Consider the following 14,720-nt stretch of genomic DNA (forward strand, 5'->3'; position numbering starts at 1 on the left):
ATGGTTTTACTTCCGCTTTCTGCCATTGTAGGCACGAATCTTCAAAATAGAAACAATTTTCCGTTTATTTTTTTAATCGAATATTTTTTGCATGACAGGCAAGCTGGCTTGCTCGCCTGTCATGCGCTTTTAAACAAGCATCAACGCAGACGCAGCTTATAACGCGCAGCAAGCGTAGCGATCACGCTCAACAATGCGCCGCCGATCACATAGAAAGTCACCGCCAGCTTGTTTTCGGTAACGGCGATCAGCCAGGTGATCGTCATGCCGGCAAAACCGCCAAAAATCATCACGGCGATGTTGTAGCTCAGGGACATGCCCGTGCCGCGCGTCTGGACCGGGAAAATATCGGACAGCAGCGCCGGCATCGATGCAAAATACATGGTCATCAGCAGACCGATGACGCCTTGCACCAGCAGCAGGTTGATAAAGCTCGGGTTGGACGACAACCAGGAAAACAACGGGTAAGTCAGCAGGACGAACAACGCGCTGCTGCTCAACATGAACGGCGTGCGGCCGTATTTGTCGGACAGGTGGCCAACCAATGGCGAGAACAGCAGCATGATCACGCCGGCCAGGATGGTGGCGCTGAACGACGCCGTCGAGCTCATGCCCAACTGCTTGACCGCATAAGTCGGCATGTAGACCACCAGGTAGACCGACACGGTGGCCATGATGACGCTGCCGGCGCCGATCAGCAAACGCATTTTCTGACTGCTCATGATGTCGCGTAGCGGCGTACTGGTGGCGCTGGCCTGGGCGAACTCAGGCGACTCTTCCAGATTCCTGCGGATGTAGTAGCCGGCAGGTCCGATCAGCAAGCCGAACAAGAATGGCAAACGCCAGCCCCAGGATTCCAGTTGATCGATAGACAGTTGCGACGACAGGAGTGCGCCGGCCACCGCAGCCAGCACGATGCTCAGGCCCTGGCTGGCAACCTGCCAGCTGGAAAAGAATCCGCGTCGGTGCGGCGCATGTTCAACCAGGAATGCGGTCGAACTGCCGAATTCGCCGCCGGCGGAAAAGCCCTGCAGCAAGCGCGCCAAAACGATGCCGGCCGGCGCCCACAGGCCGATCTGCGCATAGGTCGGCATGACGGCGATCAGCAACGTGCCGATCATCATCAGCAGGATCGATAGTGTCAGTGCGGCTTTGCGGCCGACGCGGTCGGAATAGGCGCCGATAACAATCGCCCCCAGCGGCCGCATGAAAAACGAGACGCCGAAGGTCGCAAAGGTAATCAGCAGCGAAACGGTCTGGTTCTCGGTCGGGAAAAACAGCTTGGCGATGGTGACCGCCATGGCGCTGTAAAGCAAAACATCGAACCATTCCAATGCATTGCCGATTGACGATGAAATGACAGCGCGCCAGGTTTGCGGGTGCTGTCCGGATGGTATTGCGGTGCTGTGAATTGGGGTGCTGTTAATTGCGGTACTGCCGATTACAGTGCTGCTCATAGTTGTATCCCTTTATGTGGCCTGCCCATCGTGATATTCGGATGCTGTTTTCCTGGGTCGATTATTGTGTTTTGATTTCCCTCCCCCGCCGCTTTTTACAGCTGTACGCGCGCAAGATTTCAACTGGATCGACTTGAGACAATAACGCAGACTGCCGGCTCTTGCTGCATTTCCGCGAGACGTAAAAAAAGCCCCGCTGCGTAAACAACGAGGCTTTCAAGGAAGCTATCAACAAAGCGCGCTCGACTTATCTCGATACGCCCTTCCTGCTCCAGGCTTCCAACTGATGTGGGCGCAGGCTGTCGTATTCTTCGAAAGGCTGGTGTATCCACGGATTGGTCGGCAGGTAATCGACGTAATAATCCGGCTTGAGCGAAGAACATGCCTTCCACCAGATTACCGCTGACTTCACCTCAGTGACCGGTGCATAGTTTTCTTTCAGGTGATGCAAGACTTTGTCCAGCGTAACGCCGGAATCGACCAGGTCATCGACCACCAGGACCCGGCCGGACAAGGCGCCGCGGCTCATGGTGATGTGTTTGCCGATATCGAGTTCGCTACGCACCGTGCCGGCATCTTCGCGGTAAGAGCTGGTCGACAAGATCGCCAGCGGCACATCGAAAATACGTGAAAACACGTCGCCCGGACGCAAACCGCCGCGCGCCAGGCACAGCACCTGGTCGAACTGCCAGCCGGAAGCATGGACATTCAATACCAGTTTTTCAATTATGCGGTGATATTCATCCCACGAGACCCACAGGTCTTTATCATCTGATTTGTTCATATTGCTTTTATTTAAATGGATGGCGCAAAACGATGGTTTCTTCACGGTCAGGACCGGTCGACACCATATCGATAGGCACGCCTACCAATTCTTCGATACGTTTGATATAGGCGCGAGCAGTAGCCGGCAAGGCGTCCATGGATTTGGCGCCAACCGTGGATTCGCTCCAGCCCGGCATTTCTTCATAGATAGGCTGGCACAATGCAGCTTCTTCAGCACCGACCGGGAAGATATCGACAGTCTTGCCGTTGAGCGTGTAGCCGGTGCACAATTTCAGCGTTTCCAGGCCATCCAGCACATCCAGCTTGGTCAGGCACATGCCGGAGACGCCATTGATCTGCACCGAACGCTTCAGCAGAGCGGCGTCAAACCAGCCGCAACGACGGGCGCGGCCGGTGACGGTGCCGAATTCATGGCCAACGCTCGCCAGGTGCTTGCCAACACCTTGGTCGGTCGGCAGTTCGGACGGGAACGGGCCGGAACCGACGCGGGTGGTGTAAGCCTTGGTAATGCCCAGGATGTAGTGCAGCATGTCAGGGCCGACGCCGCTGCCGGCAGCGGCATTCCCCGCCACGCAGTTGCTCGATGTGACGAACGGATAAGTGCCGTGGTCGACGTCCAGCAAACTGCCCTGCGCGCCTTCGAACAACAGGCTGGCGCCGTTATTGTAGGCAGCGTACAGGTCGCTCGACACGTCGGCCACCATCGGCCGCAGGCGCTCCACGGTTGCCAGCGCATCGTCCAGCGTCTTTTGATAATCGACAGCTGGCGCCTTCAGGTAATTGGTCAGGACGAAATTATGATATTCCAGATTGGCTGCCAGCTTTTCGGCAAAGCGCTTCTCGTTGAGCAGGTCGGCGACGCGAATCGCGCGGCGCGCCACCTTGTCTTCATAAGCCGGGCCTATCCCTTTGCCGGTGGTGCCGATCTTGGCATCGCCGCGGGCCGCTTCACGCGCCGCATCGAGTGCGGTGTGGTAAGGCAGGATGATAGGGCAAGCTTCAGAGATTTTCAGGCGCGACGCGACTTCCACTCCGGCCGCCTGCAATTTATCGATCTCGCGCAGCAAATCGGGAACCGACAGCACGACGCCATTGCCGATATAGCAGGCCACGCCGGGCCGCATGATGCCGGACGGGATCAGCTGCAATGCCGTCTTGTGACCGCCGATGACCAATGTATGTCCTGCGTTATGACCACCCTGAAAACGCACAACTGCTTGCGCGTGATCGGTAAGCCAGTCGACGATCTTGCCTTTTCCTTCGTCGCCCCATTGGGTGCCAATCACAACGACGTTTTTTGCGGTGCTTTTCTGTAACATCACTTAGTCCAAATTTTTGATAATCCAGTTTCCATTTTCGAGTACGACCGCGCGGTCGCAATCGAACTCGTCTTGATCGTTTTCGTGGCCGGGCAGACTCTGGATCACAACTTCCCCAGCCTTGCGCAACTCAACGATCTTTTCCTTCAAGCCGGCTTCAATTCCCCAGGGCGCATGAATTGCGCGCTTGCGGATTGCTACCGGAATCAGTCTTGCCAGTTCTCGCAAATCCATCGAGAAGCCGGTAGCCGGACGCGAACGGCCAAATGCCGCGCCGACGTCGTAACGGCCGCCGCGCAGTATGGCGTTCGGCAAACCGGGCACATAGGCGGCGAAAATCAAACCACTTTCGTAATGATACCCGCGTAAGTCGGCTAAATCGACGGTAACGCAATCTTTCCCTGCAGCTTCCGCCAGGGTTTCCAGTTCGTCCAGCGCCTTGGCGATGGCCGGCAAGGACGGCAGCACCTGCCGCGCCTGCTGCAATACGCTGGCATCGCCATATAAACCGGGCAGCGCCAGCAAGGCGGCGCGGGTCTGCGGCCCGTAATTGACGCTGATGGTGCGTAAGCCTGGTAAATCCTTGGCTTCCAGCAATGCAACCAGCTCGCTTTCATCCACCTTGGCGGCGTCATCGCCGCCAATAATTGTGCGCAAAATACCGACATGACACAAATCCAGGCGTACCTGGGTGATCCCGGCCAAGGCCAGGGTCGCCAGCGCCAGTTCCTGGATTTCGGCATCGGCTTCGAGTCCAAGATGACCGTAAATCTCGGCGCCGATCTGCAACGGTTCGCGGGTTGCGTGCAAGCCTATCTGACGGGTATGCAAGACGCTGCCGACGTAGCACAGGCGGGTAACCGACTCGCGATTCAGCAAATGCGCATCGATACGGGCAACCTGGGTGGTCATGTCGGCGCGAATGCCGAGCGTGCGGCCAGACAGCTGGTCGACCAGCTTGAAGGTCCGCAGATCGGTATCCTGGCCGGCGCCGGCCAGCAAGGATTCCAGATATTCCAGCATCGGCGGCATGACCAGTTCATAGCCGTACAGGCGGAAATTATCCAGTATCAGGCGACGCAGATCTTCGATCTTGCGGGCTTCCGAAGGCAAGACATCGGCAATATTTTCAGGGAGAAGCCAATTTGGCATAGTAAAAATGAATCTAGGGAAAGTTACTTTTGTGGATCAATTCGGCTAAACGCTGAAGATTTGATGATTTGATTAATTTATTGATTAATAAAAAAACAATGCGAACATACGGCCGTCGAAAATAAGGAATGGCGCCTCAAGCGAGGGCGCCATTCCCGGACAAGCTCATTCTTGCAGAAAAAGACTTATTTTTTTGCAGGCGCCGCAGCTCCGCCGCCGGCCGGGCTCCGGAAATATTTAAAGAATTCCGAATTCGGATCAAGCACCATCAAGTCCTGACGGGTCTTGAAGCTGGCCCGATAAGCTTCAAGGCTACGATAAAACTTGTAAAACTCCGGATTCTGGCCAAATGCCTGGGCATAAATCTGCGAGGCTTTGGCATCGCCCTCACCGCGCATCTTTTCAGCATCGCGATAAGCTTCCGCCAGAATCACGGTACGCTGCTTGTCTGCATCTGCACGTATCTTTTCCGAATCGGCAGAACCGGTCGAACGCAATTCGTTGGCAACCCGCAAGCGCTCCGACTTCATGCGATCGTAAACGGAGGCATTGATCTGGTCGACGTAATCCACCCGTTTCAGCCGCACATCAATGATGTCGACACCGATCTGCTTGGATTCATCCTGCACCTTTTGACGAATCGAATCCATCACCTTGCCGCGCTGGCCCGAAATCACTTCACGCACGGTGCGCTTGGTAATTTCATCATTCAAAGCGGCTTTGACGATTTGCGACATACGGTCCTGGGCGCGTTTTTCATCGCCGCCGAAACTGACGAAATACAATTTCGGATCGGTAATCCGCCATTTTACAAAGGCGTCGATCAGGATGTTCATTTTTTCCGCAGTAATAAAACGGTCTGTATCCGGCGGATCGATAGTCAGGACCCGTTTATCCAGGAACAGCACATTTTGAAACGGCGGCGGCAACTTGAAATGCAAGCCAGGCTGGTTGATCACCTGCTTCACTTCGCCAAAAGCGAACAAGATCGCATACTGGCGCTGGTCAACCACAAAGATGGTGGAAAACACCAGCCACAACGCGACGAAGACGAATATCAGCAACGAGATAAGGCGATTCATTATCTGCCCTCCCGATCACGCGAGTCGCGGCTATCACGCGAACGATCGTCCGGCTGCTGCCGCGATTCGATGGTGCTGGCGCCATCCTTCATCATTGACGGTGCGGCGCCGCTTGCCGGGCCGCCTGAACCGGCGCCCGGCACGGCATTAGCTGCCGATTGCGCAATCAGCTTATCCAATGGCAAATACAATAAATTACTCCCGCTTTTAGCATCAACCATTACTTTTGTCGTATTTGCGAAAATCTGTTGCATGGTATCCAGATACATCCGGTCCCGCGTCACGGCAGGCGCTTTCTGGTATTCGGTCAGAACCTGTTTGAAACGCGAGGCATCGCCCTCGGCGTTGGCGGTAACACGGGCGCTGTACGCTTCGGCTTCCTGCAGCAAACGCGACGCCGCGCCGCGCGCCTTTGGGATCACGTCATTGGCATAGGCCTGGCCTTCATTCTTTTGGCGCTCGCGATCCTGTCCGGCTTTTACCGCGTCGTCAAAGGCCGCTTGCACCTGCTCCGGCGGTTGCACGCCTTGCATCGTGACGTTGGTAATTTGTACGCCGGCCTGATAACGATCCAGAATCTGCTGCATCAACTGACTGGTGTCCAGAGCCACTTTCTCGCGCCCCTCGTACAGTACGAAATCCATCTTGTTCTTACCGACGATTTCACGAATTGAAGTTTCCGCCACCTGGCGTACGGTTTCTTCCGGATCGCGAACGTTGAAAATCCAGTCGGACGCGCTCTTCAGCGTGTATTGGACGGCAAACTGGATATCGATGATGTTTTCATCATCGGTCAGCATCAGGGCTTCTTTGGGTTGCTTGTTCTTGGCGTTGGCACGATAGCCGACCTCGACCGTACGCACTTGCGAAACGTTGACGATCTCATGGCCCTGAATCGGGTAAGGCCAGCGCCAGTTGAAACCCGGGGTGGTCGAATGGCTGTACTTGCCGAAAGTCATCACAACGCCGGTCTGGCCTTCCTGGACGGTAAAGAAACCGCTCGCCAGCCATAACAGAGCCACCACGGCTGCAATCGCACCGATGCCGACGCCAGCGCCTTTCATGTCAGGATTGAAACCGCCGCCATTCGAATCGCCACCGCCGCCGCTCTTGTTACCCAGCAAGCGCGTCAGGCGTTGATTGAAATCCTGCCACAGCTTGTCCAGATCCGGCGGACCGCTGTTTGGCTTTTTGCCATCATTGTTTTGCTTGTTGTCATTTTGCGAATTCCGACCCCATTGCGGGTCATTCAACGAAAATTTCAAACCAAGTTTTTTGAATAAGGTACCAAGCATTCGATCGTTATCTTTAAGTAAATGAAACAAATAGGTTGGAATGCTCGTTAGAGGCGCTTACTTAGCTTACTTATTTAGAACGGTTTTACACCTGCTGTGTACTTTCGATAGCTGGCAGTGAATATGCCGTTGCCGCCGGATCGCCGGCCGCCGGATTGCCGGTTACGAATTCGGTGATGGCCTGCCGCAATAAATCCAGGCCTGTGCCCTTTTGCGCGCTAACAAAAACTCGCTGAATTTTATCATACTCATCACGTTCGACCCCCGGCTCCAGTTCTGCAACGTCGATCTTGTTCCACACCAGAATCTGCGGGATATGATCGGCGCCGATTTCTTTCAACACCAGGTTCACCTGCTCGATTTGCTCCATACGCGCCGGACTTGCTGCATCCACCACGTGCAATAACAAATCGGCATGGATGGTTTCTTCCAGCGTTGCTCTGAATGCCGCAACCAGTTGATGCGGCAATTCGCGAATGAATCCGACCGTATCGGAAATCACCACACTGCCCGCCTCGCCCAGATAAACCCTTCTGGATGTAGTGTCCAGCGTTGCAAACAACTGGTCCGCAGCGTACACGCCGGCTTTCGCCAGCGCGTTAAACAAGGTTGATTTGCCGGCATTGGTGTAGCCCACCAGCGAAATCGAAATAGTTGCACTGCGCCCGCGTGCGCGCCGTTGCGTTGCGTGTTGCCGATGTAGCTTGTCCAGCCTGGCGCGCAGGGCTTTGACCCGGTCGCCTAACAAACGACGGTCGGTTTCAAGCTGGGTTTCACCAGGACCGCGCAAACCGATACCACCCTTTTGCCGTTCCAAGTGAGTCCAGCCGCGTATCAGCCGTGTCGCCAGATGTTGCAACTGCGCAAGCTCAACCTGCACTTTACCTTCATGGCTTTTGGCTCTTTGGGCAAAGATATCGAGTATGAGACTGGTGCGATCCAGAACCCTTACTTTCAATACGCGTTCAAGATTGCGTTGCTGGGCCGGCGACAAGGCATGATTGAAAATGACGATTTCAAGCTCATCATCAAACACGGTGTCGGCTATTTCCTGTGCTTTGCCGGAGCCGACAAACAAGGCGGCGTCCGGGCTGCTGCGCTTGCCGGTGATGGTGACAAGCGGAACCGCCCCGGCTGACTTGGCCAGCAATGACAGTTCTTCGAGACTTGCGGCAAAATCACCTTTGCCGAAGTCCACTCCGACTAGCGCTGCGCGCATGGGTACATTCGTGTAGTAGTTGCGGCTCTTGCCGATAGCAAATAGTTATTCTGCTTCAAATAGTTATTCTGCTTCAGATTCAAGATTCAGATTGACAGCGCGTGCCGGAACTACGGTTGAGATGGCGTGCTTGTATACCATTTGGGTAACGGTATTACGCAGTAAAACTACGTATTGATCGAAGGATTCGATATGGCCCTGAAGCTTGATGCCGTTGACCAAATAGATGGAAACCGGGACGTGCTCTTTACGCAAGGCGTTCAAAAACGGGTCTTGTAACAATTGCCCTTTATTACTCATGGCTACTCCACTGTGTTGTTGTGATTAGAAGTCAAATGCAAATTAAATCGAGAATGAATTCTGCGAATGACTCGGTGGGTGTTTTACGAATGTAAACGATTTTCGGATTTACTGCTCAGAAAAAAGTGTTTTTAAAAAATTATTTTTCCTGGCGCGCGTAAGGGTTCCGGCTAGATCTGAACTCGATGCGTAATGGAGTCCCAACCAGCGAAAAAGTTTCTCGAAAATGTTTTTCCAGATAACGTTTATAGTTATCTTCGATCGATTCCAAGGCATTGCCATGGATGACGACGATAGGCGGATTCATGCCGCCCTGATGGGCATAACGCAGCTTCGGACGGATAGAACCCTTGCGCCGCGGTTGCTGATGCTCTACCGCCTCGATCAAGGCGCGCGTGAGCTTCGGCGTAGTCAGGTTGGACATTGCCGCCGCATACGCGGAATCGATCGATTTCATCAACGGCGTAATGCCGGTCGATTTCAATGCTGAAATAAAATGAAATTTCGCAAATGAAAGAAAATTCAGTTTGCGATCCATGTCCATCTTGATTTCATCGCGGCGATCGCTGGTCAAGCCATCCCATTTATTGACGCCGACCACCAATGCGCGCCCGGTCTCCAGCACGAAGCCGGCGATGTGGGCATCCTGTTCGGAGATATCCTGCTGCGCATCGAGCAACAGCAAGACCACGTTGGCTTCCGAAATGGATTGCAAGGTCTTGACCACGGAAAACTTTTCGATAGCTTCGAAAACCTTGCCGCGGCGACGGATACCAGCGGTATCGATCAAGGTGTATTTTTTGCCGTCGCGCTCGAACGGAATCTCGATCGAGTCGCGCGTGGTGCCGGGCATGTCGAAAGCAATGACACGCTCCTCGCCCAGCAAGGTATTCACCAATGTGGATTTGCCGACGTTCGGGCGACCGACGATAGCGATCTTGATGCCGCGATCTTCCTTGCCCTCCGGCTCGTCCACTTCCGGCGGACGCTGTGCGAACGCCAGATCCAGCGACTCTTCCACCAGATCGGTGACGCCATCGCCGTGGGCAGCCGAAATGACGTACGGATCACCCATGCCGAGCTCGTAGAATTCGGCGGTGACCGAGGTGTACTTCATGCCCTCGGATTTATTCACCACCAGCATCACGGAGCGGCCGGATTTGCGCAAGAAATCGGTGATGGTCTTGTCGTGCGGCGTCAAACCCTGACGGCCGTCGACGATAAAGATCACCACATCGGCTTCAGCCACAGCCTGCTTGGTCTGTTTCGCCATCTCGTGCATGATGCCGTCTTTGGCAACCGGCTCGAAACCACCAGTATCGATCACCAGGAACGGGCGTTCGCCGACCCGCCCTTCGCCGTAATGGCGGTCGCGAGTCAAGCCGGGCAAATCGGCGACCAACGCATCACGGGAACGCGTCAGACGATTGAATAACGTCGATTTGCCGACATTGGGACGTCCTACAAGTGCAATTACTGGCTTCATTAAGTTGTTTTCACTGAGTTATTTTCACTAAGCTATTACTCTGTAGTAACAGCAATTAGTGTTCCGGATTTTGTTTGAAAAATCACATTAGAACCTGCCACCACCGGATTAGACAGGACCGGGCTGCTATCTGCACGAATTCGTGCTTTCAATGCGCCGTCTTCACGTGACAAGAAGTGAATATATCCTTCAAAATCACCCACGGCTACCGTATCGCCCAATACTACCGGGGTAGTCAGCACACGATTGGCGAGCTGTTTGTTTTGCCATACTACCGTACCGCTGTCCAAGGTGAACGCTGAAACAGCGCCATGTTCGTCAGCTGCATAGACGTTCTTGCCGTCACTACCGACGCCGACACCACTGGAGAATGGCTTGACCCAGTGCGCGGTACCGCTGCCGGCGTCAAAACAGCCAACCCGGCCCTGGTACGCGACAGCACAGACTTCACGTCCGATAATAACCGGCGTGCCGGAAGCATCGGCAACCCGCTCCAGCTCCGTAGTGCCGCGTGGATCGCCGATCGCCATTTCCCACCATGGGCCGCCGTTGGTCAGGTTCAACGCTGACAGACGGCCACCCGGCAAGGACAGGAAAGTTGCTTGCGGAACAACCAGAATGCCAGGCGCCGAGCGCAAAGTCAGCGGCGGCAAGGTACGCAGCACGGCCCAGCGACGTTCGCCGGTCGCCGCATCATAAGCGGCAATCCGGTTATCCTGGCTACGTACGATCACCAGCCCCTGGCCTACTGCCGGCGCCGACAATATCTCGCTGGAAGCTTGTGCCTGCCACAGTTTTTTACCCTGAGCGTCAAACGCCAGCACAATACCCTTTTCACCCGCCACTGCAACCGTGGAACCGTCACTGCCGGCGCCGCCAGTCAAATGCATGCCGGCATTGATGCGCCAGGCAACCGTGCCATTGGCGGCATCGATGCGGGCAACAGTGCCGTCAGCTGCCGCCGCATACACGCTACCGTCGACGACAGCAGGCGAAAAAGAAAAGATGGAGGCGCTGCCAATCGACTGGGTCCAGGCCGGATGCACTTTGAGGCTTTGCGTAAACTCGACCAAAGGCGCCGGCGGATTGCTCGGTTTCTTACCGCTGAACAAGGAGCAGCCACCCAATACCAACACAGCGCCAGCATAAACAACCGTAGCAACCGCTCGCATAGTCTTCACACGCATATTCTTCCTTTTTCCGAATTATCAGGCGGCAGCTTTGGCGGGAGCTCCGCCAATCGCATCAAGTTTCAATTGAATCAATTCCTTGCCAGGATTCTTGCTATCCATCTTATCCAAAGCCAGTTGGTAAGCGGCGCGCGCTTCGTCCAGCTTGTTCTGCGCTACCAGGATGTCGCCCTTGCGATCAGCTGCAGCGCTGGCGAAAGGCGCCGGCAGGTCTGCCGCCAGCACCTTCAAGCCATCGTCGTAGGCCTTCTGATCCAGCAGGATGCCGGCCAAACGGATTCTGGCCAGCGCCTTGTAGTCTTCGCTGCGGCCATGATCGACCACCCATTGCAACTGATCTTTCGCTGCGTTCAGATCGTTGGCATCGAAAGCGACCTTGGCGGCCGACAATGCAGCCATGCCGGCATAGGCGGTGCGGCCGAATTTCTGCTGTATGTCGGCAGCGGCGCGCTGTACCTTGGCATTGTCTTTGCTCGCCACGGCTCTTTGCTGCTCGTCGTAAAGCTGCGACGCCTGCAACGACTGGCTACGCTGATAGTAATTCCAGCCAGACCAGCCGGCGTAAGCAGCCAGGGCGATAATCACTACCCAGGTCGTCAGATTGCCGTACTTCTTCCACCAATCCTTAAGCGTTGCCAGTTGTTCCTGTTCGTCGAGATCGAATGCCATATGATTTTAGTTTTTAGTGATGAATTTAGTGGTGAACTTGGTGATTAACTTAACGATGAATCTAGTGGTGATAATGAACGTGTTCATGATCGCCATGGTCATGATCGTGGTCGCCGCCGGCGCCGACGATCTGATCAACCAGATAATCGCTCACCGCATCGAAAGGTACGACACTTTGATTGCCGGCACTAGCTTTTTCGCCGTCGACTTCGGCACGTAAGGTCTTGACGGTAGCGGTATGGTTGGCCACTTCGTCTTCGCCGATGATGATAGCGTAGGCGGCGCCGCTGGCGTCCGCGCGCTTCATCTGCGCCTTGAAGCTGCCGCCGGCATTGGCCGAGGCGCAATGTAGCACAACATCCAGTCCGGCATTGCGTAAACGCTCAGCCAGGACGAACGATTGCAGCTGCGCCGCCTCGCCCTGATGCACCAGGTAGACGTCGCATTCGTTACGCACGGCTTGCTCGCCGTTGGCGCGCATCAATTCCAGCAAGCGCTCGATACCCATCGCAAAACCGCAGGCCGGCGTCGGCTTGCCGCCAAACATTTCCACCAGCGGATCGTAACGACCGCCGCCGCACACCGTACCCTGCGAACCGAGTTGATCGGTGACCCACTCAAACACGGTGCGGTTGTAGTAGTCCATGCCGCGCACCAGGCGCGGGTTGATGGCGAAAGGAATGTTGTTGTGATTCAGGATTTTTTGCACGCCGTCGAAATGGGCGCGCGATTCCTCACCCAGATAGGCTAGCAATTGCGGCGCGCCGTTGACCATTTCCTGCATGGCCGGATTCTTGGTATCCAGGATGCGCAGCGGATTGCTATGCAAACGCCGTTGCGCGTCAGTATCCAGCAAAGCCTGATGCTGTTCAAAGTAAGCGATCAGGTCGGCGCGGTGACGATTACGTTCCTCCGCATCGCCGATCGAATTCAATTGCAGCTTTACATCCTGCAAACCGAGATCGTCCCACAGCCGTTGACACATCATGATCAGCTCGGCGTCGATATCCGGGCCGGTAAAGCCGATGGCTTCTGCGCCTACCTGATGAAATTGCCGGTAACGGCCGCGCTGCGGACGCTCGTGGCGGAACATCTGACCGCTGTACCAGAGCCGCTTGGGGCCGTCGTAAGTCAGATTATGTTCAATCGCGGCGCGCACTACGCCGGCGGTGCTTTCAGGGCGCAAGGTCAGGTTGTCGCCGTTCATCGAATCGATGAACGAGTACATTTCCTTTTCGACGATGTCGGTCACCGCGCCAAGGCCGCGCGCAAACAATGCGGTGGATTCGACGATGGGCGTACGGATCTGTTGGAAACCGTAGCTCTTCAGCACCGATTCCACCGTGTTTTCAAACAGCTCCCACAAGGCCGCATCGGCCGGCAGGATATCGTTCATTCCTTTTACGCCGACGATTTTTTCGGCTTTCTTATTTTCTGACATTCTTTTTCAATACACCGGTAGTGATTAGTATTTCGTGATTAATTTTAGTCGGATCAAGCTGCGGGCTGAGCGTAATGGCTTTTCACGTAATCCAGCACCACTGCCTGGAACTCTTCGGCAATCTTGTCGCCGCGCAGGGTCAGCTTTTTCTCGCCATCGATGAACACCGGCGCCGCCGGCGATTCGCCGGTGCCAGGCAAACTGATGCCGATGTTGGCATGCTTCGATTCGCCAGGGCCGTTCACGATGCAACCCATCACCGCCACATTCATGCCTTCGACGCCGGGATAGGCTTTTTTCCAGACCGGCATCTGATCGCGCAAATAGGTTTGAATCTTGTCAGCCAGATCCTGGAACACCGTCGAGGTGGTGCGGCCGCAACCAGGGCAGGCAATCACCATCGGCGCGAATTTGCGCAAGCCCATGGTTTGCAGGATCTCTTGTCCGACAATCACTTCTCTGGTGCGATCGCCGCCTGGTTCCGGCGTCAGCGAAATCCGTATGGTGTCGCCAATGCCTTCTTGCAGCAGCACCGACAAGGCTGCCGTCGAAGCGACAATGCCCTTGCTGCCCATGCCGGCTTCGGTCAAGCCGAGATGCAAGGGATAATCGCAGCGCCGCGCCAGCTCGCGATATACCGCGATCAGATCCTGAACCCCGGATACCTTGCAAGACAAGATGATGCGGTCGCCCTTCAGGCCCAGCTCTTCCGCTCTTTGCGCGTTCTCTATCGCCGAGGTAACCAAGGCTTCATACATCACCGCCTGCGCTGGCCATGGCTGGCTGCGCAAGGCGTTTTCATCCATGATACGGGCCAGCAGAGCCTGGTCCAAACTACCCCAGTTGACGCCGATCCGCACCGGTTTATCATACTTGCAGGCAGCCTCGATCATTTGCGCAAACTGCGTATCGCGCTTGGCGCCTTTGCCGACGTTGCCCGGATTGATCCGATATTTCGACAATGCCTTGGCGCACTCCGGATAGTCGTTCAACAGCGTGTGGCCGTTATAGTGGAAATCTCCAACCAGCGGCACATCTATACCCATCTTGTCCAGCTGCTCGCGGATCGCCGGCACTGCGGCAGCCGCTTCCGGATTATTTACCGTAATGCGTACCAGCTCGGAACCGGCGCGCGCCAGATCCTTGATCTGGATCGCGGTGCCGACGGCGTCAGCGGTATCGGTATTGGTCATGGACTGCACCACTACCGGCGCGCCGCCGCCAACCATTATCTTGCGTTCGCCATAACTGATCAGCGCGCTGCGGCTAAGGCGGCGCACGCTGGGACCTGAGCCGATCGGCAGATTTGTTTGCGGCATGGGTT

At 55.5% G+C, this 14,720-nt stretch carries 13 protein-coding genes; all 13 read right to left on the reverse strand.

Annotated features, from left to right (window positions below):
* Positions 1-140 precede the first annotated feature (140 nt).
* Complete coding sequence (locus BLV81_RS16135; RefSeq protein ID WP_092358091.1) at positions 141-1,457, reverse strand: MFS transporter; 1,317 nt, start codon at positions 1,455-1,457, stop codon at positions 141-143.
* A 247-nt stretch (positions 1,458-1,704) separates the two neighbouring features.
* Complete coding sequence (locus BLV81_RS16140; RefSeq protein WP_092358093.1) at positions 1,705-2,241, reverse strand: phosphoribosyltransferase; 537 nt, start codon at positions 2,239-2,241, stop codon at positions 1,705-1,707.
* 7 nt (positions 2,242-2,248) lie between these two features.
* On the reverse strand, positions 2,249-3,562 hold the full coding sequence (locus BLV81_RS16145; RefSeq protein WP_092358095.1) for an adenylosuccinate synthase: 1,314 nt from the start codon (positions 3,560-3,562) through the stop codon (positions 2,249-2,251).
* Between the two features lie 3 nt (positions 3,563-3,565).
* Positions 3,566-4,714, reverse strand: a complete 1,149-nt coding sequence (locus tag BLV81_RS16150; RefSeq protein WP_092358097.1) for an ATP phosphoribosyltransferase regulatory subunit — start codon at positions 4,712-4,714, stop codon at positions 3,566-3,568.
* 185 nt (positions 4,715-4,899) lie between these two features.
* Complete coding sequence (gene hflC, locus BLV81_RS16155; RefSeq protein WP_092358099.1) at positions 4,900-5,796, reverse strand: protease modulator HflC; 897 nt, start codon at positions 5,794-5,796, stop codon at positions 4,900-4,902.
* A complete protein-coding gene (gene hflK / locus BLV81_RS16160; protein ID WP_092358101.1) occupies positions 5,796-7,091 on the reverse strand; it encodes an FtsH protease activity modulator HflK in 1,296 nt (431 codons plus the stop codon). Before hflK ends, hflC begins: the two co-directional genes overlap by 1 nt.
* 85 nt (positions 7,092-7,176) lie before the next feature.
* Positions 7,177-8,310 (reverse strand): GTPase HflX, encoded by a 1,134-nt coding sequence (gene hflX, locus BLV81_RS16165; RefSeq protein ID WP_092358103.1) that lies wholly within the window; start codon positions 8,308-8,310, stop codon positions 7,177-7,179.
* A gap of 63 nt (positions 8,311-8,373) precedes the next feature.
* Positions 8,374-8,610 (reverse strand): RNA chaperone Hfq, encoded by a 237-nt coding sequence (gene hfq, locus BLV81_RS16170; protein WP_019141241.1) that lies wholly within the window; start codon positions 8,608-8,610, stop codon positions 8,374-8,376.
* Positions 8,611-8,749: 139 nt separating this feature from the next.
* Positions 8,750-10,096, reverse strand: a complete 1,347-nt coding sequence (der, locus tag BLV81_RS16175) for a ribosome biogenesis GTPase Der (protein WP_092358105.1) — start codon at positions 10,094-10,096, stop codon at positions 8,750-8,752.
* Positions 10,097-10,131: 35 nt separating this feature from the next.
* A complete protein-coding gene (gene bamB, locus BLV81_RS16180; RefSeq protein ID WP_092358107.1) occupies positions 10,132-11,283 on the reverse strand; it encodes an outer membrane protein assembly factor BamB in 1,152 nt (383 codons plus the stop codon).
* Positions 11,284-11,304: 21 nt separating this feature from the next.
* The gene (locus BLV81_RS16185) at positions 11,305-11,955 is read right to left on the reverse strand and encodes a YfgM family protein (RefSeq protein WP_092358109.1); all 651 of its coding nucleotides are present in this window, start codon (positions 11,953-11,955) and stop codon (positions 11,305-11,307) included.
* A gap of 61 nt (positions 11,956-12,016) precedes the next feature.
* Positions 12,017-13,396: a histidine--tRNA ligase gene (gene hisS, locus BLV81_RS16190; RefSeq protein WP_092358111.1), complete on the reverse strand. Its 1,380-nt coding sequence runs from the start codon at positions 13,394-13,396 to the stop codon at positions 12,017-12,019.
* A gap of 53 nt (positions 13,397-13,449) precedes the next feature.
* Entirely contained in the window at positions 13,450-14,715 is a 1,266-nt protein-coding gene (ispG, locus tag BLV81_RS16195; protein ID WP_092358113.1) for a flavodoxin-dependent (E)-4-hydroxy-3-methylbut-2-enyl-diphosphate synthase, read from the reverse strand.
* Positions 14,716-14,720 lie beyond the last annotated feature (5 nt).

Origin of the sequence: Collimonas sp. OK242, from assembly GCF_900107095.1 — a bacterium.
GTDB lineage: Bacteria > Pseudomonadota > Gammaproteobacteria > Burkholderiales > Burkholderiaceae_D > Collimonas.

What these genes read in the sequence shown, in the direction of transcription:
- BLV81_RS16135 (WP_092358091.1), bottom strand. Translation starts at nt 1,457, where the DNA reads ATGAGCAGCACTGTAATCGGCAGTACCGCAATTAACAGCACCCCAATT.
- BLV81_RS16140 (WP_092358093.1), bottom strand. Translation starts at nt 2,241, where the DNA reads ATGAACAAATCAGATGATAAAGACCTGTGGGTCTCGTGGGATGAATAT.
- BLV81_RS16145 (WP_092358095.1), bottom strand. Translation starts at nt 3,562, where the DNA reads ATGTTACAGAAAAGCACCGCAAAAAACGTCGTTGTGATTGGCACCCAA.
- BLV81_RS16150 (WP_092358097.1), bottom strand. Translation starts at nt 4,714, where the DNA reads ATGCCAAATTGGCTTCTCCCTGAAAATATTGCCGATGTCTTGCCTTCG.
- hflC (WP_092358099.1), bottom strand. Translation starts at nt 5,796, where the DNA reads ATGAATCGCCTTATCTCGTTGCTGATATTCGTCTTCGTCGCGTTGTGG.
- hflK (WP_092358101.1), bottom strand. Translation starts at nt 7,091, where the DNA reads ATGCTTGGTACCTTATTCAAAAAACTTGGTTTGAAATTTTCGTTGAAT.
- hflX (WP_092358103.1), bottom strand. Translation starts at nt 8,310, where the DNA reads ATGCGCGCAGCGCTAGTCGGAGTGGACTTCGGCAAAGGTGATTTTGCC.
- hfq (WP_019141241.1), bottom strand. Translation starts at nt 8,610, where the DNA reads ATGAGTAATAAAGGGCAATTGTTACAAGACCCGTTTTTGAACGCCTTG.
- der (WP_092358105.1), bottom strand. Translation starts at nt 10,096, where the DNA reads ATGAAGCCAGTAATTGCACTTGTAGGACGTCCCAATGTCGGCAAATCG.
- bamB (WP_092358107.1), bottom strand. Translation starts at nt 11,283, where the DNA reads ATGCGTGTGAAGACTATGCGAGCGGTTGCTACGGTTGTTTATGCTGGC.
- BLV81_RS16185 (WP_092358109.1), bottom strand. Translation starts at nt 11,955, where the DNA reads ATGGCATTCGATCTCGACGAACAGGAACAACTGGCAACGCTTAAGGAT.
- hisS (WP_092358111.1), bottom strand. Translation starts at nt 13,396, where the DNA reads ATGTCAGAAAATAAGAAAGCCGAAAAAATCGTCGGCGTAAAAGGAATG.
- ispG (WP_092358113.1), bottom strand. Translation starts at nt 14,715, where the DNA reads ATGCCGCAAACAAATCTGCCGATCGGCTCAGGTCCCAGCGTGCGCCGC.